The 23034-nt window shown below is 68.9% G+C and carries 16 protein-coding genes; 12 read left to right on the forward strand and 4 right to left on the reverse strand.

Annotated features, from left to right (window positions below; all coding sequences use genetic code 11):
• Positions 1-5 precede the first annotated feature (5 nt).
• On the reverse strand, positions 6-806 hold the full coding sequence (locus MWM45_RS02315; RefSeq protein WP_247827962.1) for a class I SAM-dependent methyltransferase: 801 nt from the start codon (positions 804-806) through the stop codon (positions 6-8).
• A gap of 157 nt (positions 807-963) precedes the next feature.
• Here MWM45_RS02315 and MWM45_RS02320 point away from each other — a divergent pair, with 157 nt between their 5' ends.
• Positions 964-1710, forward strand: a complete 747-nt coding sequence (locus MWM45_RS02320; RefSeq protein WP_247827963.1) for a phosphoglyceromutase — start codon at positions 964-966, stop codon at positions 1708-1710.
• A 93-nt stretch (positions 1711-1803) separates the two neighbouring features.
• Here the strand turns inward: MWM45_RS02320 and phoU are convergent, their stop codons facing one another.
• On the reverse strand, positions 1804-2463 hold the full coding sequence (phoU, locus tag MWM45_RS02325; RefSeq protein WP_247827964.1) for a phosphate signaling complex protein PhoU: 660 nt from the start codon (positions 2461-2463) through the stop codon (positions 1804-1806).
• Between the two features lie 170 nt (positions 2464-2633).
• Between phoU and MWM45_RS02330 the strand changes: the two genes are divergently transcribed.
• Both MWM45_RS02330 and MWM45_RS02335 read left to right on the forward strand, forming a co-directional pair.
• Complete coding sequence (locus MWM45_RS02330; protein WP_247827965.1) at positions 2634-3878, forward strand: sensor histidine kinase; 1245 nt, start codon at positions 2634-2636, stop codon at positions 3876-3878.
• Positions 3875-4555 (forward strand): response regulator transcription factor, encoded by a 681-nt coding sequence (locus MWM45_RS02335; protein ID WP_043443334.1) that lies wholly within the window; start codon positions 3875-3877, stop codon positions 4553-4555. The genes MWM45_RS02330 and MWM45_RS02335 overlap by 4 nt, the downstream gene beginning before the upstream one ends.
• A 117-nt stretch (positions 4556-4672) precedes the next feature.
• On the opposite strand, the gene MWM45_RS02340 is transcribed toward MWM45_RS02335, so the two are convergent.
• Positions 4673-5203 carry a hypothetical protein gene (locus MWM45_RS02340; RefSeq protein ID WP_247827966.1) on the reverse strand — a complete coding sequence of 177 codons (531 nt, stop codon included), beginning with the start codon at positions 5201-5203 and terminating at the stop codon, positions 4673-4675.
• Between the two features lie 257 nt (positions 5204-5460).
• On the opposite strand from MWM45_RS02340, the gene MWM45_RS02345 reads away from it, so the two are divergent.
• The 6 genes from MWM45_RS02345 (at position 5461) to glgX (ending at position 12164) form a co-directional block, all read left to right on the forward strand.
• Positions 5461-5943 (forward strand): CarD family transcriptional regulator, encoded by a 483-nt coding sequence (locus tag MWM45_RS02345; RefSeq protein ID WP_043443336.1) that lies wholly within the window; start codon positions 5461-5463, stop codon positions 5941-5943.
• Positions 5944-6022: 79 nt separating this feature from the next.
• The gene (locus MWM45_RS02350) at positions 6023-6910 is read left to right on the forward strand and encodes an IspD/TarI family cytidylyltransferase (RefSeq protein ID WP_247829107.1); all 888 of its coding nucleotides are present in this window, start codon (positions 6023-6025) and stop codon (positions 6908-6910) included.
• The gene (ispF, locus tag MWM45_RS02355; RefSeq protein ID WP_247827967.1) at positions 6901-7440 is read left to right on the forward strand and encodes a 2-C-methyl-D-erythritol 2,4-cyclodiphosphate synthase; all 540 of its coding nucleotides are present in this window, start codon (positions 6901-6903) and stop codon (positions 7438-7440) included. The genes MWM45_RS02350 and ispF overlap by 10 nt, the downstream gene beginning before the upstream one ends.
• A gap of 26 nt (positions 7441-7466) precedes the next feature.
• Positions 7467-8927 carry a cysteine--tRNA ligase gene (gene cysS, locus MWM45_RS02360; RefSeq protein ID WP_247827968.1) on the forward strand — a complete coding sequence of 487 codons (1461 nt, stop codon included), beginning with the start codon at positions 7467-7469 and terminating at the stop codon, positions 8925-8927.
• 144 nt (positions 8928-9071) lie between these two features.
• Positions 9072-10055 (forward strand): 23S rRNA (guanosine(2251)-2'-O)-methyltransferase RlmB, encoded by a 984-nt coding sequence (rlmB, locus tag MWM45_RS02365; protein ID WP_043443340.1) that lies wholly within the window; start codon positions 9072-9074, stop codon positions 10053-10055.
• A 6-nt stretch (positions 10056-10061) separates the two neighbouring features.
• Complete coding sequence (glgX, locus tag MWM45_RS02370; protein ID WP_247827969.1) at positions 10062-12164, forward strand: glycogen debranching protein GlgX; 2103 nt, start codon at positions 10062-10064, stop codon at positions 12162-12164.
• Between the two features lie 201 nt (positions 12165-12365).
• Here the strand turns inward: glgX and glgP are convergent, their stop codons facing one another.
• Positions 12366-14978: an alpha-glucan family phosphorylase gene (gene glgP / locus MWM45_RS02375; protein WP_247827970.1), complete on the reverse strand. Its 2613-nt coding sequence runs from the start codon at positions 14976-14978 to the stop codon at positions 12366-12368.
• A 134-nt stretch (positions 14979-15112) separates the two neighbouring features.
• On the opposite strand from glgP, the gene MWM45_RS02380 reads away from it, so the two are divergent.
• The 3 genes from MWM45_RS02380 to glgB are packed head-to-tail and all read left to right on the forward strand — an operon-like array spanning position 15113 to position 22715.
• Positions 15113-17152 carry an alpha-1,4-glucan--maltose-1-phosphate maltosyltransferase gene (locus tag MWM45_RS02380; protein WP_247827971.1) on the forward strand — a complete coding sequence of 680 codons (2040 nt, stop codon included), beginning with the start codon at positions 15113-15115 and terminating at the stop codon, positions 17150-17152.
• Positions 17152-18918, forward strand: coding sequence for a maltose alpha-D-glucosyltransferase (gene treS, locus MWM45_RS02385; RefSeq protein ID WP_247827972.1), 1767 nt, complete (start codon positions 17152-17154; stop codon positions 18916-18918). The genes MWM45_RS02380 and treS overlap by 1 nt, the downstream gene beginning before the upstream one ends.
• A complete protein-coding gene (gene glgB / locus MWM45_RS02390) occupies positions 18915-22715 on the forward strand; it encodes a 1,4-alpha-glucan branching protein GlgB (RefSeq protein WP_418909717.1) in 3801 nt (1266 codons plus the stop codon). Before treS ends, glgB begins: the two co-directional genes overlap by 4 nt.
• The last annotated feature ends 319 nt before the right edge of the window (positions 22716-23034 follow it).

Consider the following 23034-nt stretch of genomic DNA (forward strand, 5'->3'; position numbering starts at 1 on the left):
AGCCACTAGCCCGGAGCGACCGCACCCCAGGCCACGGTGACCTCACCCAGACGCCAGCGCGAGGGTCCGTCCAGCAAGGGCCAGCCGGCAGCCTTCATCGCCGCACACGTCGCCATCCACCGCTGCTGGTTCCCGAAGGACGCGAGGGACGCGGCATCGAGCCAGGCCCGGTCCAGCGCCTGCAGGTACCCGTGCACCCGCTCGCCCTCCACGTTCCGGTGGATCAGCGCCTTCGGCAGCCGCTCCGCGACATCGGACGGGAGCATGAACGCGCCGAACCGCAGGGAGATGCTCAGCGACTCCGGTCCCGCCGGCCCGACAGCCGCCCAGGTCGAGCGGCGCCCGATCTCGTCGCACGTCCCATCGATGAGCAGGCCGTCAGGTGCCAGGCGCCCGCGCACCTCGTCCCAGTAGGCCTCGTATTCATCCTCACCGTATTGCCGCAGCACGTTGAACGCGCGGACGACGACGGGCCGCCGGCCGGCGAGCGGCAACTCGAACCCACCCTGCCGGAAGCTGAGTCCGGGACGCGCCAGGGGCTCGGCCCCCGCTACGCGTGCAGGATCGATCTCGATGCCGACCACCTCGACGTCGTCACGCACCGACTGCAGGCGGGTGAACAGTTCGACGGCGGTGACGGGAGCTGCCCCGTAACCGAGGTCGACCACGAGAGGATCGGCCGCCCGGCGCAGACGCGAACCGTGGGAGCCGACGAGCCAGCGATCGACGCGGCGGAGGCGGTTGGGGTTGGTGGTGCCACGGGTGATGGCCCCCAGGGGCCTGGGGGGACGAAGACGCGAAGGCACCCATCAACACTAGGGCACCGCGGGAGGACCGCCGTTCCGGGCGACAGGAGTCGAGCGGGGTTCCCCGGGTCTGCTCACAGGCCGCGGGCCCGCGCCGCCGTCCGTCACACGACACCCCGGCATGACCGCCGTAACACGATGCGGCAGACTAGGACGCATGACCTACACACTGATCCTGCTGCGCCATGGCCAGAGCGAATGGAACGAGAAGAACCTCTTCACCGGCTGGGTGGATGTCGCCCTCACCGAGAAGGGACGCGAGGAAGCAACCCGCGGCGGCCACCTCCTGACCGAAGCCGGCATCCTTCCCGACATCGTGTACACGTCCCGGCAGAAGCGCGCCATCATCACCGCCAACCTCGCCCTCGAGGCCGCTGACCGCAGCTGGATCGACGTCAAGAGGAACTGGCGGCTCAACGAGCGCCACTACGGAGCCCTGCAGGGCAAGGACAAGGCCCAGACCCTCGCGGAGTACGGCGAGCAGCAGTTCATGGAGTGGCGCCGGTCCTACGACACTCCGCCGCCGCCGCTCGACGACGCCAGCGAGTACTCGCAGGCCGCCGATCCCCGCTACGCCGATCTCGGCGACGCCGTCCCACGCACCGAATGCCTCAAGGACGTCCTCGAGCGCTTCCTGCCGTACTGGGAATCGGACATCACGGTGGACATCAGGGCCGGCAAGACGGTGCTCATCGCCGCCCACGGCAACTCGCTCCGGGCCCTCGTCAAGCACCTCGACGGCATCAGCGACAAGGACATCGCCTCGTTGAACATCCCCACGGGCATCCCCCTCGTGTACGAGCTGGACGAGGATCTCCAGCCCGTCAAGGCAGGTGGCACCTACCTCGACGCCGACGCCGCAGCCGCCGCGATCGAGGCCGTCGCGAACCAGGGCAAGCACTAGCAGCCCGGCCCCGGCGCCAGTAGAGCACCAGTACCGACACAACGACGGCGGTCCCTGCAGGGACCGCCGTCGTTGTGTTCGAGCCGGGAAGAGTCAGTTCAGGGGAGCGGCGGGGTGCCATTCCCCTGTGACGAGGTAGGTGACCTTCCGGGCCACCGAGACGCCGTGGTCCGCGAAGCGCTCGTAGTAGCGGCTGGCGAGGGTGACGTCCACCGTCGTGGGTGCGCTCTCGGTCCAGTCGTCGGCCGCGACCGCCTTGAAGACGCTGGCGTGCAGTTCGTTGACACGCGCGTTGGCGGCACCGATCTCATTGCTCAGATCGAGGTTGCGTGTCTCGAGGAGCTCCTTGACCTTCGTCGCGATCTGCACGTCGAGTTCGGCGAGTTCGTCGAAGGTCGCGCGGATGCTTTCCGGGATCACGTTCGCGGGGAAACGCAGCCGGGCGAGCTGGGCCACGTGGCGGGCGAGGTCACCCATGCGCTCGAGCGATGCGCTCATGCGCAGCGCGCCCACGATCATCCGGAGATCGGATGCCACAGGACCCTGGAGCGCGAGGATGTCGATGGCCCGCTCGTCGAGGGAGTTCTGGAGGAAGTCGATCCGCGCATCGGCAGCGATCACCTCCTGTGCGAGCTCGGTGTCGGCGCCCTGGAAAGCACTGTTGGCCTTCTGGATGGCCTCGGTCACCAGCTGGGAGATCTCGATGAGCTCCTCGCCGATCTGGTGGAGCTCGGCCTGAAAAACCTTACGCACGTGGGCGTCCTTCCCTGGAAGTTTCGTATCGAACCGTTCCCACAGTTCTGCCGACGACCCTTCCAGCCAGCGGTGAACTGTTTCTCCGCATTGTGTGAACGTTAGTTGAACCCCTTGCCTAATGCCACCGCATGGGCTGGACCTGAAATGCCAGCGCATAAGCTAGGTCCGTGGACCCCCTTCTCCTGACGCTCGTGGCCGGGCTGGTAGGCCTGGCCCTCGGCGTGACCGGCATGGCGGCGTTCCGCGCGAGCGAGGTACAGCGGCTCCGGCTCCTCTACGAGGACGAGCCCTCCCTGCCCGACGGCGCCGCGGAGGTCCTCTCCATCATCGGCAGGGCGTACGTGATCGTGGACGCGATCGACGGCGTCGTCCGGGCCAGTCCTGCGGCCTATGCCTTCGGCCTCGTCCGCGGCCATACCGTGGTCCACTCCGAGCTCCTCGAACTCACGGCCCGCGTCCGGCGCGACGGCGTGATCGAGCAGCAGCAACTCGAGCTCCCGCGCGGCCCCCTCGGCCAGGGGACGATCGTTGTGCAGGTCCGCGTCGCCGCCCTCGGCGCCGAGTACATCCTGATCCTGGCGGACGACCGCACCGAGCTCACCCGCACCGAGGAGATCCGCAACGACTTCGTCGCGAACGTCTCCCACGAGCTGAAGACGCCGGTGGGGGCGATCTCCCTCCTCGCCGAGGCGATCGACGACGCCGCCGAGGACGAGGTCGCCGTCCGTCGGTTCGCCCAGCGCATGCACAAGGAGTCCGGCCGGCTGTCCGCACTCGTGCAGGACATCATCGAACTCTCCCGTCTGCAAGGGACCGACGTGGTCCGCCGCGGCAAGCCTGTGGACATCAACTCCGTCGTCGCCGAAGCGGTGGACCGCAACAAGCTGCCCGCCGAGAGCAAGCAGATCGACATCGTGGTCGGCGGGTCGGTCTCCGCCCCCGTGCACGGCGACCGTGACCTGCTCATGACGGCCTTCCGCAACCTCATCGACAACGCCATCCGCTATTCGCCGGAGGGCACCCGGGTGGGCGTCGGTCTTCGGTCCCGCGACGGCCTCGTGCAGGTGTCGGTCACGGACCAGGGCGTGGGCATCACGCCCGAGGAACAGGAACGTGTCTTCGAGCGCTTCTACCGTATCGACGCCGCGCGGTCCCGCCAGACCGGCGGCACAGGCCTCGGCCTCAGCATCGTCAAGCACGTGGTGTCCAACCACGGCGGCGAGGTCACCGTGTGGTCCCAGCCCGGTCAGGGCAGTACGTTCACTGTCCGGTTGCCCGAGATGGAGGGGACAGCGGACGACGACGCCGCATCAAGCAGTTCCGTTCCGAGCGGCGGTGCCACTTCGCCGGCGGAGCGGAAGCCAGGAAAGAAGGGCAGCAGTGCTGCCCACGAGCAGGGAGTCAAGGCTTGAGCCGAATTCTGATCGTTGAGGACGAGGAGTCGTTCAGCGACCCGCTGTCCTATCTCCTCGGCAAGGAAGGCTACGAGGTGTCCGTCGTGGACAACGGCCTCGATGCCATTACCGAGTTCGACCGCTCGGGCGCCGATCTCGTGCTGCTCGACCTCCAGCTGCCGGGGCTGCCCGGTACCGAGGTCTGTCGGCAGCTCCGCCAGCGCTCCAGTGTCCCGGTCATCATGCTGACCGCGAAGGACGCCGAGATCGACAAGGTGGTGGGACTGGAACTCGGAGCCGACGACTACGTGACCAAGCCGTACTCGTCCCGCGAACTCGTGGCCCGCGTGCGTGCGGTGCTGCGCCGCCAGGGCGAACCCGAGGAACTCATCTCGAACACCATCCAGGCCGGTCCGGTCCGCATGGACATCGAACGGCACGTCGTGAGTGTCGACGGCGACCAGGTGGCACTCCCGCTGAAGGAGTTCGAGCTGCTCGAGATGCTGCTCCGGAATTCGGGGAGGGTCCTGACCCGCGGCCAACTGATCGATCGGGTCTGGGGTTCCGACTATGTGGGGGACACCAAGACCCTGGACGTCCACGTGAAGCGGCTGCGCGGCAAGGTGGAACCCGACCCCTCGAATCCCCGCTACCTCATCACGGTGCGGGGTCTCGGCTACAAGTTCGAGCCCTGAGCCAGGGTCCGGACGGAACCGTCGCTACGCCCCGGCGTAGCGACGGCCCGGAGACCTGCCGCACATGACACTGCCCGCACCCGATCGATCGGGTGCGGGCAGTCAGGACGCTGGAGGCTACTCGCCCTCGGCTGCTTCCTCGGTCGCTTCGGGCTCGCTCGGACGCGGCGTGAAACCACCGGGGACGAAGTCGCGGTATTCCTCGAGGGTCCCGTCCAGGACCGGCACCTCGAAGGTCGCCTGTTCGCCGTCGGTTTCGAAGTCGACCTCGACCAGCGAGCCCGGACGTCCGCTCAACCCCTCGAGGGTGGCGTCGTCCTCCATTTCGTCCTCGAACCTGAACTCGCCGTCGCCGTCGATGGTGATGCTGGTTTCAGCCCCGCCTGCCCGGATGGACAGGTCCGCGGGCTGGTCGGTCGTGTTGAACACGGTGCCCACAAGCCGGCCGGTGCGCCCATCCTCGGTGCCCACGATCAGGACGTTGCGCAGCAGGACCGGTCCGAGGTCCTTCACGATGCCGTCCGAGGCGGCGTACTGCGTCGTCGTGGACTGCTCCGTGGTGAAGGTGCAGCCGGACACGCCCAGCATCACCAGCACGGCGCCGGCAGCAACGGACTGCCGCACTCGGTTCTTCGGTGCAAAATTCACAGCACAAACTCCTGGGGTTGAACAGGTGGGACAGGGACGTAATCCGGAGCGGACCTACAGGACAGACTATCGGCAACACCGGGCGACCGTGGTGTCGGTTTCGGTCGCCCGGCCGGGCCTGATGCACCTAAAGCCCGGTCCGTCAAGAGGCGAATGATAGCCACTTTCGCTTGATTCGAGCCCCTGACCTGCGAAAACGCGCCTGTCGGCGTGTCGTTGCCGTGATAAACTGATTCCCGGGAAAGGGGAAAGTCCACATGGTTTTTGAGGTCGGCGAAACAGTTGTTTACCCGCACCACGGCGCAGCGAAGATCGAAGAGATCAAGATGCGTGTCGTCAAGGGCGAAGAGAAGATGTACCTCAAGCTCAAGGTAGCCCAGGGTGATCTGACGATCGAAGTACCAGCAGAGAACGTCGACCTCGTAGGGGTCCGCGACGTGGTGGGCAAGGAGGGCCTCGAGCATGTGTTCGACGTCCTTCGGGCCGAGTTCACCGAGGAGCCGACCAACTGGTCACGCCGCTACAAGGCGAACCTCGAGAAGCTCGCCTCCGGCGACGTCATCAAGGTTGCCGAGGTGGTCCGCGACCTCTGGCGCCGCGATCACGACCGCGGGCTGTCAGCCGGTGAGAAGAGGATGCTCGCCAAGGCGCGGCAGATCCTGATCTCCGAGCTCGCACTGGCGGAGAAGACCGACGAAGAGAAGGCTGCCAGCGTTCTCGACGAGGTCCTCGCCTCCTAGGAGATGGGCCGATCATGAAAGAGGGACCCCCGGGTCCCTCTTTTTTGTTGCGCTGTCATAGGGTGACGGAGTGTCCGAGATGAATCCCCAGTACCCCACCCCGGTCGAGGTCGGCATCGTCATCGTCGCCGCCGGTTCCGGGCAACGCCTCGGCCAGGGCATCCCCAAGGCCCGGGTCCTGTGCGGTGGGCGCACCCTTCTGGACCATGCCGTCGAGGCCGTGCTCCGGTCGGGTGTCGCGACCGCCGTCGTCGTGGTGCTTCCGGAGGACGACGACGTCCTGGTCGCCGTCGTCACGGAGGCCGCAGCCCGGAGCGCAGCCGGACGTGCAGCCGACGGCAGTGCCGGAGACGCGACGGACGGTCGGGGTGCCACCCCGAGCGTGGACGACACCGCCGGGACGCCCACCCCGGTCCGCATCTCGGCGGTGACGGGAGGCTCCACACGAACGGCGTCGGTGCGTGCCGGGCTCGACGCCCTGCCGACGACGGTCGGCGTCGTGCTGGTCCACGACGCCGCGCGGGCCCTCACGCCGCCTGCGGTCTTCCGGCGCGTCGCCGCTGCCGTCGCCGAGGGCTCGCCGGCGGTCATCCCGGTCCTGCCGGTGGTGGACACGGTCAAGGTCGTCGACGGCGACCTCGTCATGGCCACCCCCGATCGCGCCGCGCTGCGGGCCGTGCAGACACCCCAGGGCTTCGACGCAGGCACTCTTCGCGCGGCCCATGCCGGTGACGCCGCAGCGCACCCCGGCGTCACGGACGACGCCATGCTCATGGAAGCGCTGGGGCACACGGTACGCGTGGTGGACGGGGATCCCCTGGCGTTCAAGGTCACGACACCCCTCGATCTCGTCATCGCCGAAGCAGTCCTCGCACAGAGGGCTGCGGGCAGCGCCGGCCGGTCCCGTCCGGGTTCGGGCGACCAGGACCCCATCCCCCACCACCAGCAGGAGCAGTCGTGTACCTGAGTGAGCACCTCCACCTTCCCCGCACCGGGATCGGCGTCGACGTCCATGCCTTCGAGCCCGAGGCCGGACCGGAAAGCGCCCCGCTCTGGCTCGCCGGTCTGTTGTGGGAGGGGGAGCGCGGACTGTCGGGACACTCCGACGGCGATGTGGTGGCCCATGCGGCAGCCGACGCCCTGTTCTCGGCGGCCGGGGTGGGCGACCTCGGGACGCATTTCGGCACGGACCGCCCCGAATATGCCGGGGCCTCGGGCCATACCCTCCTCTCGGCCGCCGCTGGGATCGTGCGGGAGGCGGGGTTCGACATCGGCAACATCGCCGTCCAGCTCATCGGCAACCGACCGAAGTTCGGACCGCGCCGGGCCGAAGCGGAAGCGGTGCTGTCCGATGCCGCGCAGGCACCCGTCAGCATCTCGGCCACCACCACCGACGGCCTGGGCCTCACCGGCAGGGGCGAGGGCATCGCGGCCATCGCCACCGCCGTCGTCGTCCGGTCGGCTGCCCGGGCGACGCCTCCCGTGCAGGAAGGCTGACGCCCGCAGCCGGGTAATCTGGACCGGTGAGCCTGCGATTCTATGACACCGCCCGCGCCGAAGTGCGCCCCTTCGAACCCCTCGAACCGGGCAGGGCGAGTCTCTACTACTGCGGCGCCACCGTGCAGGGCATGCCCCACGTGGGCCACGTCCGGTCCGCCATCGCCTTCGACCAGCTCACGCGCTGGCTCGAAGCGCGCGGCCTGCGCGTCACCGTCGTCCGGAACGTCACCGACATCGACGACAAGATCCTCGCGCGGTCGCAGGACTCCTTCCGCCCGGGGGCCACGGACGAGGACCCGTCCCTGAGGCCGGAGGAACCGTGGTGGGCCCTGGCCTTCCGCTTCGAGCAGGAGTTCCACCGGGCCTACGCGGCGCTCGGTGTCCGGCCTCCCACCTACGAGCCGCGCGCCACGGGACACATCCCGGAGATGCACGCCCTCATCCAGCTCCTCATCGACCGCGGCCACGCCTACCCGGCGCCGGACGGCTCCGGCGACGTCTACTTCGACGTCCGGTCCTGGTCCGCCTACGGCAGCCTGACGCGGCAGGACATCGACGACATGCAGGCCGCGCCCGACGCCGACCCGCGCGGCAAGAAGGATCCGCGTGACTTCGCGCTGTGGAAGGGCACCAAGGAGTCCGATCCGCCCACGGCGTCGTGGGCGAGCCCGTGGGGTGCAGGCCGCCCCGGCTGGCACCTCGAATGCTCGAGCATGGTGACCAGGTACCTCGGCACGGAATTCGACATCCACGGCGGCGGACTGGACCTGCGCTTCCCCCACCACGAGAACGAGATGGCGCAGTCCCAGGCCGCGGGCCACGCGTTCGCCCGCTTCTGGATGCACAACGGGATGGTCACCTACGGCGGCGAGAAGATGTCGAAATCGATCGGCAACACCGTGAGCCCGCAGGAGATGATCGACGCCGCCGGTCCCCGCGTGGTGCGCTACTACCTCGGCCAGGCGCACTACCGCTCGGTGCTCGACTACCGCGAGACCTCGCTGCAGGAGGCGGCCGCCGCCGTGGCACGCATCGACGGCTTCATCGCGAAGGCAACCGCCCGCGTGGGCGCCCCGGACCGGGGGAGGCCCACGTCGGCCGATCTCCCCACGGCCTTCGTGGACGCGATGGACGACGATCTCAATGTGCCCCAGGCCCTCGCGGTGCTCCACACCGCGGTGCGCTCCGGGAACACGCGCCTCGCGGAGGGCGACGACGACGCCGTGCGCGCCGACCTCGCCGCCGTCGTGGCCATGACCGGTGTGCTCGGGCTCGACGACGCCGGAGCCCCCGTCACGGTCGGGGACACGGCGGCAGCCACGGCCCTCGACGTTCTCGTCGGTGACCGCATCGCCGAACGGAGCGCTGCCCGCAGTGCCCGGGACTGGGCGAGGGCGGACGGCATCCGGGACGCCCTGGCCGCCGCGGGGATCACGCTCGAGGACTCTGCCGACGGCGCCACCTGGTCGCTGTCGGGGGACTGAGCCGGGGCGTCCCGACGCCGTCGGCCCTCGCCCGGACGACGCCCGGACGACGCCCGGACGACGCCGGGACGGGGCGTGCTGAGGCAGTCGGTGCGCTCCGCGTAAACTGGAGTCGATTCTTCTTCTATATAAAGGTGTTCTTCCATGGCCAGTCACGGACGTCCAGGCGCGGTTCGCAAAACGAAAAAGGGCCCCACCATCGGCACCGGCGGACACGGCCGCAAGTCGCTCGAGGGCAAGGGCCCCACTCCCAAGGCGGAGGACCGCCCGTACCACAAGTCGTACAAGAACAAGGAGCTGGCCGAGCGTTCCGCGGCGAAGCGGGCCGGCGGCAAGAGCGCCGGCACCGGTCGCACGAAGGGCAAGGCGGCCGAGGAGGTCGTCACGGGCCGCAACTCGGTGGTCGAGGCGCTCCGCGCGGGCATCCCCGCGAAGGCGCTGCACGTCGCCATCCGCATCGAGATGGACGACCGCGTCCGCGAGTCCCTGAAGATGGCGGCCGAGCGCGGCATCCCCGTCATGGAGACCGGCAAGCCCGAGCTGGACCGCATGACCGACGGCGCCGTTCACCAGGGCCTCATGCTGCAGATCCCGCCCTACGAGTACGCCGACGCGCTCGACCTCGTCGACGAGACCATCGAGCGGTTCCGGCGCGGACACATCGGCAACGCGCCGCTCTTCGTCGCCCTGGACGGCATCACCGACCCCCGCAACCTCGGCGCCATCATCCGTTCGGCGTCGGCCTTCAGCAGCCACGGCGTGATCGTTCCCGAGCGGCGCGCCGTCGGCGTGACGGCGTCGGCCTGGAAGACCAGCGCCGGTGCAGCCGTCCGCGTGCCCGTCGCCCGCGTCGGCAACCTGAACTCCGCGCTGAAGTCCCTCAAGGCCAAGGGCATCTTCGTCCTCGGGCTCGACGGCGACGGCGACGTCTCCCTCCCGGAGCTCTCCCTCGGCCGCGACCCCATCTGCATCGTCGTCGGCTCGGAGGGCAAGGGCCTCTCGCGCCTGGTGCGCGAGAACTGCGACCAGATCGTCTCCATCCCGATCGAGTCCGCCATGGAATCGCTCAATGCGTCGATGGCGGTGGGGATCACGCTGTACGAGGTCTCCCGCCAGCGCTCTGCCTGACCGCCGATGGTGAATCCCGCCCCGCTTCCGCGCCCCTCGCGAGAGTTCCCGCTGGGGCTCCACGCCATCACCGGGGCGCGGGGGCGGGAGGCGCACGCCAACGCCGCGGTATGGGCCCCGGCCATCCCGTCCATCGACATGCATTGGCGCCGCGCCGACGGGTCCTGGACCTCGGAGACGCTGGTAGGGCTCGACGGCGGCGTCCACCACGGCGTCGTGGGCCCCGTGTCCCCAGGGTCCCTGTACGCCTTCTGGCCCACCGGCAAGGAGCTGCCGGGGAGGGTCGGCGAGGCGCAACTGCTGCTCGACCCGTACTCCCGTGCGATCGAGGTCGTCGACACACCGCCCGGTGCGGACGAGCCGACCTCGCGCTCCTACTACTCCGTGTTCCTGGAGCACGCCTTCGACTGGGGGGCGAGCGAGCGGCCCCACACCCCGTGGCGGGACACCGTCATCTACGAGGCCCACGTCAAGGGGCTCACGAAGCTCCACCCGGACATCCCCGAGGAGCTGCGGGGCACGTATGCGGGGCTGGGGCACCCGGCCATGGTCGACTACCTGCGCGACCTCGGGGTGACCGCCGTCGAGCTCCTGCCCATCCACTTCCACCTCGACGAGCCGCACCTCGAACCGCTGGGCCTCGCCAACTACTGGGGCTACAACACCCTCGGGTTCTTCTCGGCGCACACCGGCTACGCGACGGCCGCCGCACGGGCCGCGGGCCCCGCCGCGGTGCTCGACGAGTTCAAGGGCATGGTCCGCGCGCTCCACGAGGCCGGTCTCGAGGTGATCCTCGACGTCGTGTACAACCACACGGCGGAGGGTGAGCAGCACCGGCCGGCCCTCTGCTGGCGTGGGCTGGGCGATCTCGACTACTACCGGCACGACCACGCCGGGCACTATGTGGACACGACCGGCTGCGGCAACAGCCTGGACTTCTCCCAGCCCCGGGTCGTCGAGTTCGCGCTGGACTCGCTGCGCTACTGGGTGGAGGAGTGCCAGATCGACGGGTTCCGGTTCGACCTCGCCGTCACGCTGTCCCGCGACGAGCACAACGACTTCACCCCGAGGCATCCCTTCCTGGTCGCGGCCGGGGCCTCCAAGGCGCTCCGCGGCACGAAGCTCATCTCGGAGCCGTGGGACATCGGCCCGAACGGCTGGCAGACCGGACGGTTCCCCGTGGGCTGGGCCGACTGGAACGACGGCTTCCGCGACACGGTCCGCGACTTCTGGCTCCGCGATATCGCCTCCCTGACCAACGGCGGCACCGGGTCCTCGCCCGCCCGCCTGGCCGGCTGCCTCGCCGGCTCGGCGGACACCTTCGCACACTCCGGTCGCAGCGCCCTGGCCTCCGTCAACCTCGTGACCGCCCACGACGGGTTCACACTCGCGGACCTGACGGCGTACGAGCGCAAGCACAACGAGGCCAACGGCGAGGGCAACCGCGACGGCCACAACGACAACCGCAGTTACAACCACGGGGCGGAGGGCCGCACGGAGGACGAGGCGATCCTCGCGGCCCGCGAGCGCACGGCGCGCAACATCATGGCGTCGCTGCTCATCTCGCTGGGCGTCCCGATGCTCACGGCCGGCGACGAGTTCGGGCGCACCCAGGGCGGGAACAACAACGCCTACTGCCAGGACAACGAGCTCGCCTGGGTGCACTGGCCCGACGACGCCGCGTCCCGGCGCCTGCTCGGATCGACCCGCACCCTGCTGGCCATCCGCCGGGCGTTCCTGGCGCAGCAGCCGCCGTCCTTCCCGTCCCGCAGCGACCAGTCGACCCTGCTGTGGTTCAACGCCGCCGGGCTCCCGATGACCACGCACGAGTGGGAGGATCCGCGGACCAGGACCGTGCAGCTGATCCTCGGCTCGGCCGGCGGGACGGTCAACGGGCTCGTCGTGATCAACGGATCGCTCCAGGACACCCGTATCCACCTGCCCTCGGCGTGGATCCTGCAGGGGCAGGGCATCGAACAGGAGCAGCCCCGCTGGTTCAGCCCGGTCTTCGACTCCGCCTCCCGCGAGCCGGCCCCCGCCAGCATGCGGCTGTGGTCGGGCGACGCCGACACCGTCACCGCTGACTCGGTGCGCATCTACCACTGCTGACGCCGCGCGCGTCGTCGTTCCTCCTTCTCCCGATCGGTGTGGCCGACGGGAGGCGTGTCGAGGGGAGACACGCGCCCCCGGGAACAGGGAACGACGGCGGGTCCCGCCACGCGCGACGGGCCGGAGCAGGGAACGACGGAGCCCGGGACCATCCGGTCCCGGGCTCCGTCGTGCTCTGCCCCGCCCGGAGACGGTCGGCGGTCAGGCGTTGACGACGAGCCCTAGCTCCGCCTTGGTGGCGAGGGTCGTGTGCTTCGGCAGCACGCGCACCGTGTAGCCGAAGGAGCCGGAGTGGTCGATCCTGATGCCGCCCCTGAACAGGTAGCGGCCGCTGCCGAGGTTCTCGGCGACCTCCAGGTCCTGGACCGTGACATCGCTCAGCTCGTCGGTCTCGAGGGCGCGGCCGTAGGCCACCTCGACGGCGACGTCGTCCGGGTCGAGCCCTCCGAGGGACACATAGGCATCGACCGTCAGCGAGTCACCGATCTGCGGGTCCTCCGTGACGCCGCTGGAATCGACGTGTTCCACCTGGACGGCAGGCCAGCTGCCCTGCACGCGGGAACGCCACGCGGCGGTCCTCTTCGCGAGCGAGTAGCCGTCCACCGCTGCGGCGTGGCCGGCGCGCCAGGCCGGGCGGTACAGCTTCTCCACGTAGTCCTGCAGCATGCGCTCGGCCGACACGGCGGGGCCGAGGGTCGCCATGGTGTGCTTGATCATCGCGATCCACTGGTGCGGCACGCCGTCACGCGAGGGCTCCGACGGACCGGCGGCCCCGGCGCCCTCGGCGGGCACCTGCGAGTAGAAGCGCGGAGCGACCTGCGTCTCCAGGAGGTCGTACAGTGCGGACGCCTCGATGTCGTCCCGCTCGTCGGCGGAGGCCCCGTTGTTGGCCGTCGGGATCGCCCAGCCGTTGTCGCCGTCGTACATCTCGTCCCACCAGCCGTCCAGCACGGACAGGTTGAGGCCGCCGTTGATGGCGGCCTTCATGCCCGAGGTGCCGCAGGCCTCCAGCGGCCGCAGCGGGTTGTTCAACCAGACGTCGCAGCCGGGGAACAGGGTGCGGGCCATCGCGATGTCGTAGTTGGGCAGGAACACGATCCGGTGGCGGACCTCGGGGTCGTCGGTGAAACGGACCAGGTCCTGGATCATCCGCTTGCCCTGTTCGTCCGCCGGGTGCGACTTCCCGGCGATCACGAGCTGGATGGGATGCTCCGGGTGCAGGAGCAGGGCCTTCAGGCGGGCCGGGTCACGCAGCATGAGCGTGAGGCGCTTGTAGGTCGGCACGCGGCGCGCGAAGCCGATCGTGAGGACGTCCGGGTCGAGCACCGAATCGGTCCACTTCAGTGCGGCGTCGGCCGCGCCGCGCTTCTTCCACGAGGAGCGCAGGCGCTGGCGCACGTCGTCGACCAGGTTGGAGCGGAGGCTGCGGCGCAGCGCCCAGATGTCGGTATCCGGGACGTCGTATACCCTGTTCCACTGCGGGTCGAGGACGGACTCGGCGCCGAAGGTGGTGCGGGCGAAGTCCGCGATCTGCGGGTCGACCCAGCTCGGTACGTGCACGCCGTTGGTCACCGACGTGATGGGCACCTCCTGGGTGTCGAACCCCGGCCAGAGTCCCGAGAACATGCCACGCGACACCTCGCCGTGCAGCTTCGCCACACCATTGGCACGCTGGGCGAGGCGCAGGCCCATCACGGCCATGTTGAACTTCGAGCGGTCGCCGTCCTCGTAGTTCTCGGCGCCGAGGGCGAGGACGCGGTCCGTGGGCACGGCCGGCGCGAGGCCGGCGTGGAAGAAGTGCTCGATCTGCGCGCGGTCGAACCGGTCGATACCTGCCGGCACCGGGGTGTGGGTGGTGAAGACGGTGGAGGCCCGGCCGGCCGTGAGCGCCTCCTCCCAGCTCATGGGCGTCTCGTTGGACGGGTCCATGAGTTCGCGGATGCGCTCGATGCCGAGGAAGCCGGCGTGGCCCTCGTTGGTGTGGAACACCTCGGGGGCCGGCGTGCCGGTGAGCCGCTCGAAGATGCGCAGCGCCTTCACGCCACCCATACCGAGGAGCAGCTCCTGCTGCAGCCGCTGGTCGCCACCACCGCCGTACAGCCGGTCGGTCACGTTCCGCGCCGCCTCGTCGTTGCCCGGGACGTTGGAGTCGAGGAGCAGCAGGGGGACGCGGCCGACGTCGGCACGCCAGATGTGCGCGGAGAGCTGGCGGCCGTTGGGCAGCGGCAGCACCACCTTCGCGGCCGAGCCGTCCTGCTCGCGGAGCAGGGTCAGGGGCAGGCCGTCCGGGTCGAGGACGGGGTAGGTCTCCTGCTGCCAGGCGTCCTGCGAGAGGGACTGCTTGAAGTAGCCGGACTGGTAGAGCAGGCCGACGCCGATGAGGGGGATGCCGAGGTCGGACGCGGACTTCAGGTGGTCGCCCGCCAGGATGCCGAGGCCGCCGGAGTACTGGGGGAGGACCGCGGCGATGCCGTACTCGGGGGAGAAGTAGGCGATGCTGCGGGGAGCGTCCTCGCCGAGCCCCTGGTACCAGCGCGGTTGCGTCAGGTAGTCGTCGAGGTCGGCGCCCACCTCCTGGATGCGCTGCACCAGCGTCTCGTCATCGGCGAGCTGCTCGAGCTTCTCGCGGGTCACGGAGCCGAGGAAGGACACCGGATCATGGCCGCTCTCCTCCCAGGCCGCGCGGTCGATCTCCTCGAACAGGCGCGAGGTCGGCAGATGCCACGACCAGCGCAGATTGCCCGCGAGTTTGCCGAGCGGTGCGATCTTCTCGGGGAGGACGGTTCTGACGGTAAATCTGCGGATTGCCTTCACCCCGGTTACGCTAGCGCACTTGCCGAGCGGTATGGCGGAAGCGTCGCGTGGACACCTGCTCGATGTGTTATCGGCGCGGATGTTACGCGAAGGTCCCTTAGCAATTCAGGCCATTACTCGCTAACGTCGTACGGGTGACCACCACTACCGACCAGAACCGAAATGCCCCTTATCCCGAAGGACTGCGGTTCGGCCGCATTCCCATCACCGCGGTCAGTCCCGTCGTCGAGGACGGACGCTTCCCTGCCAAGGCGCTTCCCGGCTCGGGTATCGCCGTGGGCGCCACCGTCTTCAGGGAAGGACACGACCAGCTGGGTGTATCGGCGGTCCTGTACGACCCCCGGGGCAAGGAGGTGCAGCGCATCCGCATGACACCGGTCGGCTCGGGGCTGGACCGCTGGGCCGGCACCCTGACCCCGCGCACCAAGGGCCTGCACACCTTCACCATCGAAGGCTGGTCCGACCTCTTCGGCACGTGGGAGCACGACGCGACCATCAAGATCGCGGCCGGCGTCGACGTCGAGCTGATGCTGGCGGAAGGCGCCGCTCTCTTCACCCGCGCGGCAGCGGAGCGCAACGCACGCGACGCTTCTCTCTTCCGCCGCACCGCCGCCACCCTCGCCGATGCTTCCCTGACCGTCGACGAGCGTCTCGCCGCCGGCCTGACGCCACAGATCCACGAGGCGATCGCCCGCCAGCCCCTCCGCTCGCTGGTCACCGCGTCCCGGGCGTACCCCATCGACGTCGAGCGGGAACTCGCCGGGCGGGCTGCCTGGTACGAGTTCTTCCCCCGCTCGGAAGGCGCCACCTACGACCCCGAGACGGCGCAGTGGACCTCCGGCACGTTCCGGGAGGCCGCCAAGCGCCTCGACGCCGTGGCCGCCATGAACTTCGACGTCGTCTACCTCCCGCCGATCCACCCGATCGGACACACGCACCGCAAGGGCCCGAACAACACCCTCACCGCCGCCCCCGGCGACCCGGGCTCGCCGTGGGCGATCGGATCCGCGGACGGCGGCCACGACGCCATCCACCCCGACCTCGGCACCTTCGAGGACTTCGACGCGTTCGTCGCACGGGCCGGGGAACTCGGTCTCGAGGTGGCCCTGGACCTCGCGCTGCAGGCCGCACCCGACCACCCCTGGGTCCAGTCGCACCCCGAGTGGTTCACCACCCGCGTCGACGGCACCATCGCCTACGCGGAGAACCCGCCGAAGAAGTACCAGGACATCTACCCCATCAACTTCGACAACGACCCCCAGGGCCTGGCGAAGGAGATCCTGCGGATCGTCCTCATGTGGGTCCAGCACGGCGTGAAGATCTTCCGGGTGGACAACCCGCACACCAAGCCCGTGCAGTTCTGGGAGTGGCTCATCGCCAAGGTGAACAAGAAGCACCCCGACGTCATCTTCCTCGCCGAGGCCTTCACGCGCCCGCCCGTGATGCACGCCCTGGGCCGCGCCGGGTTCCAGCAGTCCTACTCCTACTTCACGTGGCGCAACACCAAGACGGAGCTCGAGGAGTACTTCACGGAGATCAGCCAGGTCTCCCCGGCGTACTTCCGGCCCAACTTCTTCGTCAACACCCCGGACATCCTGACCGAGTACCTCCAGTACGGCGGCCCGGCCGCCTTCAAGATCAGGGCCGTGCTCGCCTCCATGGCGAGCCCGCTGTGGGGCGTCTACTCCGGCTACGAGCTCTTCGAGCACGTGGCCCGGCCCGGGGCCGAGGAGTACATCGACAACGAGAAGTTCCAGTACCGCCCGCGGGACTACGCCGCCGCCGAGGCCGAGGGCCGCTCGCTGGCCCCGTTCATCACGAGGCTCAATGCCATCCGGCGTGCCCACCCGGCGCTCGGTGACCTCGAGAACCTCTCGATCCACAGCAGCACCGATCCGGCCACGCTGGTCTTCGTCAAGCACAAGCAGACGGCGGAGGGCAAGGACACGATCATCGTCGTCGTCAACGTCGATCCGCACAGCATCCGGGAGAGTACCGTGTCGCTCGACCTGGCGAAGCTGGGGCTCGATGCGGCAGATGTCGACGAGAGCGGTACGTTCCTCGTGGACGACCTCATCACGGGACAGACCTTCGCATGGGGCGAACACAACTACGTCCGGCTGGACGCCCACGTGGAACCGGCTCACATTCTCTCAATCAGGAGGCAGCACTAGTGCCCAACCCCTTCCAGCTCAACGCACCTGGACTGGCCCACGACCCCCTCTGGTACCGCAAGGCGGTCTTCTACGAGGCTCTGGTGCGCGGTTTCGCCGATGCGAACGGGGACGGCTCCGGTGACCTGTCCGGTCTGATCGAGAAACTGGACTACCTCCAGTGGCTCGGTGTCGACTGCCTCTGGCTGCCGCCCTTCTTCAAGTCCCCGCTGCGGGACGGCGGGTACGACATCTCGGACTACTACGACGTCCTCGACGAGTTCGGCTCCCTCAGCGACTTCAAGCGGCTCGTCGCCGAGGCGCACGCCCGCGGCGTCCGGGTCATCATCGACCTGCCCGTGAACCACACCTCGGACCAGCACCACTGGTTCCAGGAGTCGCGGCGCGACCCCGAGGGGCCGTACGGCGACTTCTACGTCTGGAGCGACACCGACGAGAAGTACGAGGACGCGCGCATCATCTTCGTCGACACCGAGGAGTCCAACTGGACGTTCGACCCGGTGCGTCGGCAGTTCTTCTGGCACCGCTTCTTCAGCCACCAGCCGGATCTCAACTTCGAGAACCCCAAGGTGCAGGAAGCCATCTTCGACGTCGTGAGGTTCTGGCTGGACCAGGGCATCGACGGATTCCGCGCGGACGCCATCCCCTACCTGTTCGAGGAGGAGGGCACCAACTGCGAGAACCTGCCGAAGACGCACGAGTTCCTCAAGCGTCTGCGCGCGATGGTCGACGAGACCTACCCGGGCCGCGTCATCATCGCCGAGGCGAACCAGATGCCCGACGAGGTCGTCGAGTACTTCGGCGACGCCGACGGACCGGAGTGCCACATGGCGTTCCACTTCCCGATCATGCCGCGGCTCTTCTACGCGCTGCGGGACCAGAAGGCGGCGCCGATCATCGAGACGATGAAGGAGACGCCCGACATCCCGGCCGGGGCGCAGTGGGGCACCTTCCTCCGCAACCATGACGAGCTGACGCTCGAGATGGTCACCAGCGAGGAGCGCGAGGCCATGCTCGGCTGGTACGCACCGGATCCGCGCATGCGCGCGAACGTCGGTATCCGCCGTCGCCTGTCCCCGCTCCTGGACAATTCACGCGCCGAGGTGGAGCTCATCCACGCCCTCCTGCTGTCCCTGCCGGGCAGCCCGTTCCTCTACTACGGGGACGAGATCGGCATGGGCGACAACATCTGGCTGGAGGACCGCGACGCGTCGCGCACGCCGATGCAGTGGAACCCGGACCGCAACGCGGGCTTCTCCCCGGTGGATCCCGGCAAGCTGTACCTGCCGGTCGTGCAGTCGCTCGTCTACCACTACAACCACGTGAACGTCGAAGCCCAGATGGCCAGCTCGAGCTCCCTGCTCCACTGGGTGCGCCAGATGCTCGCGGTGCGCAAGACGCACCCCGCGTTCGGGCTCGGCTCCTACCGCCATGTGGCCGTCGAGTCCGAGCACGTGCTCGCCTTCCTCCGGGAGATCGACGAGGGCAACGCCGAGGGCGAGCAGGCGGAGTCGGTCCTGTGCGTCTTCAACCTCTCGCAGCACCCCGTCGCGGCGAGGATGCGCCTCCCCGAGTTCGCGGGCCGCGGCCTGCGTGACCTCTTCGGCGGTTCGGTCTTCCCTGCGTTCGGCGAGGACGGCGAGGTCACCCTGACGCTCGGCAGCCACGACTTCTTCTGGCTCCGGGTCCGTTCCGCCAGCTCCAACACGTCCTCCCCGAACACCCAGGCCCTCCCGGTCATCCCCATCCCGGAAGGGATCCGATGATGGCGGGGCATACACCGTTCATCCCCGAGATCCTCACCGCCTGGCTCCCCACCCAGCGATGGTTCCCCGCACGGGGACAGTCGGTGGAGCTGACGGTCGTCGGCGGGACGGTCCTCGAGGACCCCACGGGGGCGGCGAACTTCGAGGTACAGTTCCTCGCGATCGCCTCGGGACGGCGCACCGACGTCGTCAGCGTGCCGATCAGCTACCGCAGCGAACCGCTCGACGACGCATCCGGCCTGATCGGCGAGGTGGAACACCCCGAACTGGGGCGGCGATGGGCCTACGACGCGACGCACGACGCCGCTTTCGTGCGCCTCTGGGTGGACTTCATGCTCAATGCGGGCAGCACGGCGGACGGGCGCCTGAACGGCGTCGCCATCAAGGCGCCGGCCCACCAGGAGCCCGGCACCGTCCAGCCCGTCAAGGTCCTGCAGGGCGAGCAGTCGAACACCTCGGTGATCTACGGTTCCGGGCCCGGCTCCATGATCGTGAAGTTCTTCCGGGTGCTCGCCGCGGGTGACAGCCCCGATGTGGAGCTCAGCGCCCAGCTCACCGCAGGCGGTTCCACCGACACACCGGACACCTTCAGCTGGGTGACCGGCACGTGGCAGCACGCCGACGCCGCACCGGGCCACCAGGTCACGGGGCACGTGAGCGTGCTGCGTGACTTCGTCGAGGGCAGTACCGACGCCTGGCGCACGGCGTCCCTCGCCGCGTCCACTGCCGCCGACTTCACCACGGAGGCCCGCGGACTCGGGCAGGCCGTCGCGAGGATCCACCGGCAGCTCGACGTCGCCCTCGGGCACCGCACGGCGACCGACGCCGAGAAGAAGGGCTTCAAGGAAGCCCTCGCCGCGCGCATCCGCTGGGCCTGGGAGGAAGCCGGCGACGCCGTCGGACCGCTCGGCGCGGAGGTGGAGCGCGTCATCCGCGCCGTGGAGACGCTCGCGGACATCCCGCCCCTGCAGCGGATCCACGCCGACCTGCACCTCGGTCAGGTCCTGCAGGCGCCGGACGGCACCTGGCTCGTCATCGACTTCGAGGGCGAGCCGCTTCGGCCCACCGCCGAGCGGAGCGTCCCTGACGTGCCGCTGCGCGACGTCGTCGGTATGGTCCGCTCGCTCGAATACGCGGCGGCGTCCCGTGGCGCCGCACCAGTGGGTTCGCCCGCGGCGGCCGAGACCGAGCGGTGGTCCGACGCCGCCCGCGAAGCATTCCTCGCCGGCTACGCGCAGGAAGCCGGTACGCCCGTCGACACCGACGGCCCGCTCTTCCGCGCACTCTGGCTCGACAAAGCCCTGTACGAAGTCGTCTACGAGATCCGCAACAGACCGGACTGGGTCGAGATGCCCGTCCGGGATGTCCGACGCGCGCTGGGTGCACAGCCCGGTGCGGACGCCACGAAAGCAGCTGACATGAATCCCCCCAAGAAGGCCGGTCCCGCCAAGGGCGCAGGCAAGGAAACCCTCGCGGGCAAGGCAGCGAAGGCCGTGACCGAGACCGCCAAGGCGGTAGCCGACAAGGCGAAGAGCGCGACGACGGAGATCGCCGACAAGGCGAAGGACGTGGCCACGGAGGCGAAGGGTTCATCTCCCGCCCCGGCTGCCGACCCCACGCCCGTGGCGGTCGAGCAGTCCGTCCTGCAGCAGGTCTCGGAGGGCTCCTACCACCAGCCCCACGCCGTCCTCGGCGCGCACCTGGACAGCGACGACATCGTCACCATCCGCACGCTGCGACGCCTCGCCCGGTCCGTCGCCGTCGTCACCGGAACCGGCCGCACGGAGCTGGCCCACGAGCACAACGGCATCTGGGTCGGCGCACTGCCGGCCGAGAACCCAGGCCACGTCCCCGACTACCGGCTCGAGGTGGTCTACGACGGCGACCCCGTCACGGTCGACGACCCGTACCGGTTCCTGCCGACCCTCGGCGAGATCGACATGCACCTCATCGGTGAAGGTCGGCACGAGACCCTGTGGACCGCGCTGGGCGCGCACGTCCGCCGGTACTCGTCCGTCCTCGGCGACATCCAGGGTGTGTCCTTCGCGGTCTGGGCCCCGAACGCCCGCGCGGTCCGCGTCATGGGCGAGTTCAACGGCTGGGACGGCAGCGTCAACGCGATGCGCGTGCTGGGCAGCACGGGCATCTGGGAGATCTTCATCCCCGGGGCCGGCGCCGGCACGTGCTACAAGTTCGAGATCCTCGGCAACGACGGACAGTGGCGCCAGAAGGCCGACCCGATGGCGCGGGGCACCGAGATCCCGCCGCTCACCGGTTCCAAGGTCGTCGAGTCGACCTACGTCTTCGGCGACGACGAGTGGATGCAGGCACGTGCGGCCACCGATCCGCACAACGGGCCCATGAGTGTGTACGAAGTGCACCTGGGCTCCTGGCGCCAGGGGCTCGGCTACCGGGAACTGGCGGAGCAGCTCGTGGAGTACGTCTCCTGGCAGGGCTTCACCCACGTGGAACTCATGCCCGTCGCCGAGCACCCGTTCGGCGGGTCGTGGGGCTACCAGGTCACCTCCTACTTCGCGCCGACGTCCCGTTTCGGCTCGCCGGACGACTTCAAGTACCTCGTCGACAAGCTCCACCAGGCCGGGATCGGCGTCATCATGGACTGGGTCCCCGCGCACTTCCCCAAGGACGAGTGGGCGCTGGCCAACTTCGACGGCGGAACCCTGTACGAGCACGGCGACCCGTTCCTCGGCGAACACCGGGACTGGGGCACGCTCATCTTCGACTTCGGTCGCCGTGAGGTGCGCAACTTCCTCGTCGCGAATGCCCTGTACTGGCTCGAGGAGTTCCACATCGACGGTCTCCGGGTCGATGCCGTCGCGTCGATGCTGTACCTGAACTACTCGAGGGAGGAAGGCGAGTGGCGTCCGAACAAGTTCGGCGGCCAGGAGAACCTCGAAGCCATCTCCTTCCTGCAGGAGGTCAACGCAACCGCCTACAAGAGGGCCCCGGGCATCGTCATGGTGGCCGAGGAATCGACGGCGTTCGACGGCGTCACCCGGGCGACCAGCGCCGGTGGCCTCGGGTTCGGCATCAAGTGGAACATGGGCTGGATGCACGACACCCTCGAGTACATCGCCGAGGAACCGATCAACCGGATGTACCACCACGGCAAGGCAACGTTCTCCATGGTGTACGCCTACACGGAGAACTTCATGCTGCCCATCAGCCACGACGAGGTCGTGCACGGCAAGGGTTCCCTGCTGCGCAAGATGCCGGGCGACCGCTGGCAGCAGCTCGCGAACGTCCGCGCATACCTCGCGTTCCAGTGGGCGCACCCGGGCAAGCAGCTGATCTTCATGGGGACCGAGTTCGCCCAGGAATCCGAGTGGGCGGAGCAGCACAGCCTCGACTGGTGGCTGACGGATACCCCGTCCCACAAGGGAGTCCAGCAGCTCGTCCGGTCCCTGAACGCCGTGTACCGGGAGACCCCGGCGCTGTATGCGCGTGACAACGAGCCGGCCGGCTTCCAGTGGATCGACGAGAACGACGGCGAGCACAACACGCTGTCCTTCATCCGCTGGGACCACCAGGGCAACCCGCTCGTCTGCATCGCGAACTTCGCCGGCGGCCCGCACGAGGGATTCCGGGTGGGACTCCCCTGGGCGGGGGAGTGGACCGAAGTGCTCAACACCGACTCGGAGGAGTTCGGTGGGTCTGGCGTCGGGAACTCCGGGGTCGTCACGGCCCGCGAGGGTGCGCACAACGGCCAGCCCGCCTACGGGGATGTCCGTGTCCCACCGCTCGGCGTGCTGTACCTGAAGCCCACCACCTCCTGACACCCGAGCAACACGGCAGCGGCGGACCCCTGGGGTCCGCCGCTGTTTTGCATCCGGTCCCCGCCGGTGCTATCGTTTATATCCGCGCCGACGAAGTAATCTGGTCGGCCGACAACCTCAGAACCGGGATTCGCCTCCTGTCCACGCGGACAGGAACGGGTAGCGGGAACGACGGGAATCGGCGGATTTGCGGTTACGGGGTGGGTGCGGGTAAGCTTTGAAAGTTGCTCCGGAGCGAGGACATGATGGTTTGGTCGTGTTTGGTGCCGGTTGTTCCTGTTGTTTGAGAACTCAATAGTGTGCCAAGTTTGTTGATACC

It is taken from the genome of Arthrobacter antioxidans, from assembly GCF_023100725.1.
GTDB lineage: Bacteria > Actinomycetota > Actinomycetes > Actinomycetales > Micrococcaceae > Arthrobacter_D > Arthrobacter_D antioxidans.

What these genes read in the sequence shown, in the direction of transcription:
- MWM45_RS02320 (WP_247827963.1), top strand. Translation starts at nt 964, where the DNA reads ATGACCTACACACTGATCCTGCTGCGCCATGGCCAGAGCGAATGGAAC.
- MWM45_RS02345 (WP_043443336.1), top strand. Translation starts at nt 5,461, where the DNA reads ATGGTTTTTGAGGTCGGCGAAACAGTTGTTTACCCGCACCACGGCGCA.
- MWM45_RS02350 (WP_247829107.1), top strand. Translation starts at nt 6,023, where the DNA reads ATGAATCCCCAGTACCCCACCCCGGTCGAGGTCGGCATCGTCATCGTC.
- rlmB (WP_043443340.1), top strand. Translation starts at nt 9,072, where the DNA reads ATGGCCAGTCACGGACGTCCAGGCGCGGTTCGCAAAACGAAAAAGGGC.
- glgX (WP_247827969.1), top strand. Translation starts at nt 10,062, where the DNA reads ATGGTGAATCCCGCCCCGCTTCCGCGCCCCTCGCGAGAGTTCCCGCTG.
- glgB (WP_418909717.1), top strand. Translation starts at nt 18,915, where the DNA reads ATGATGGCGGGGCATACACCGTTCATCCCCGAGATCCTCACCGCCTGG.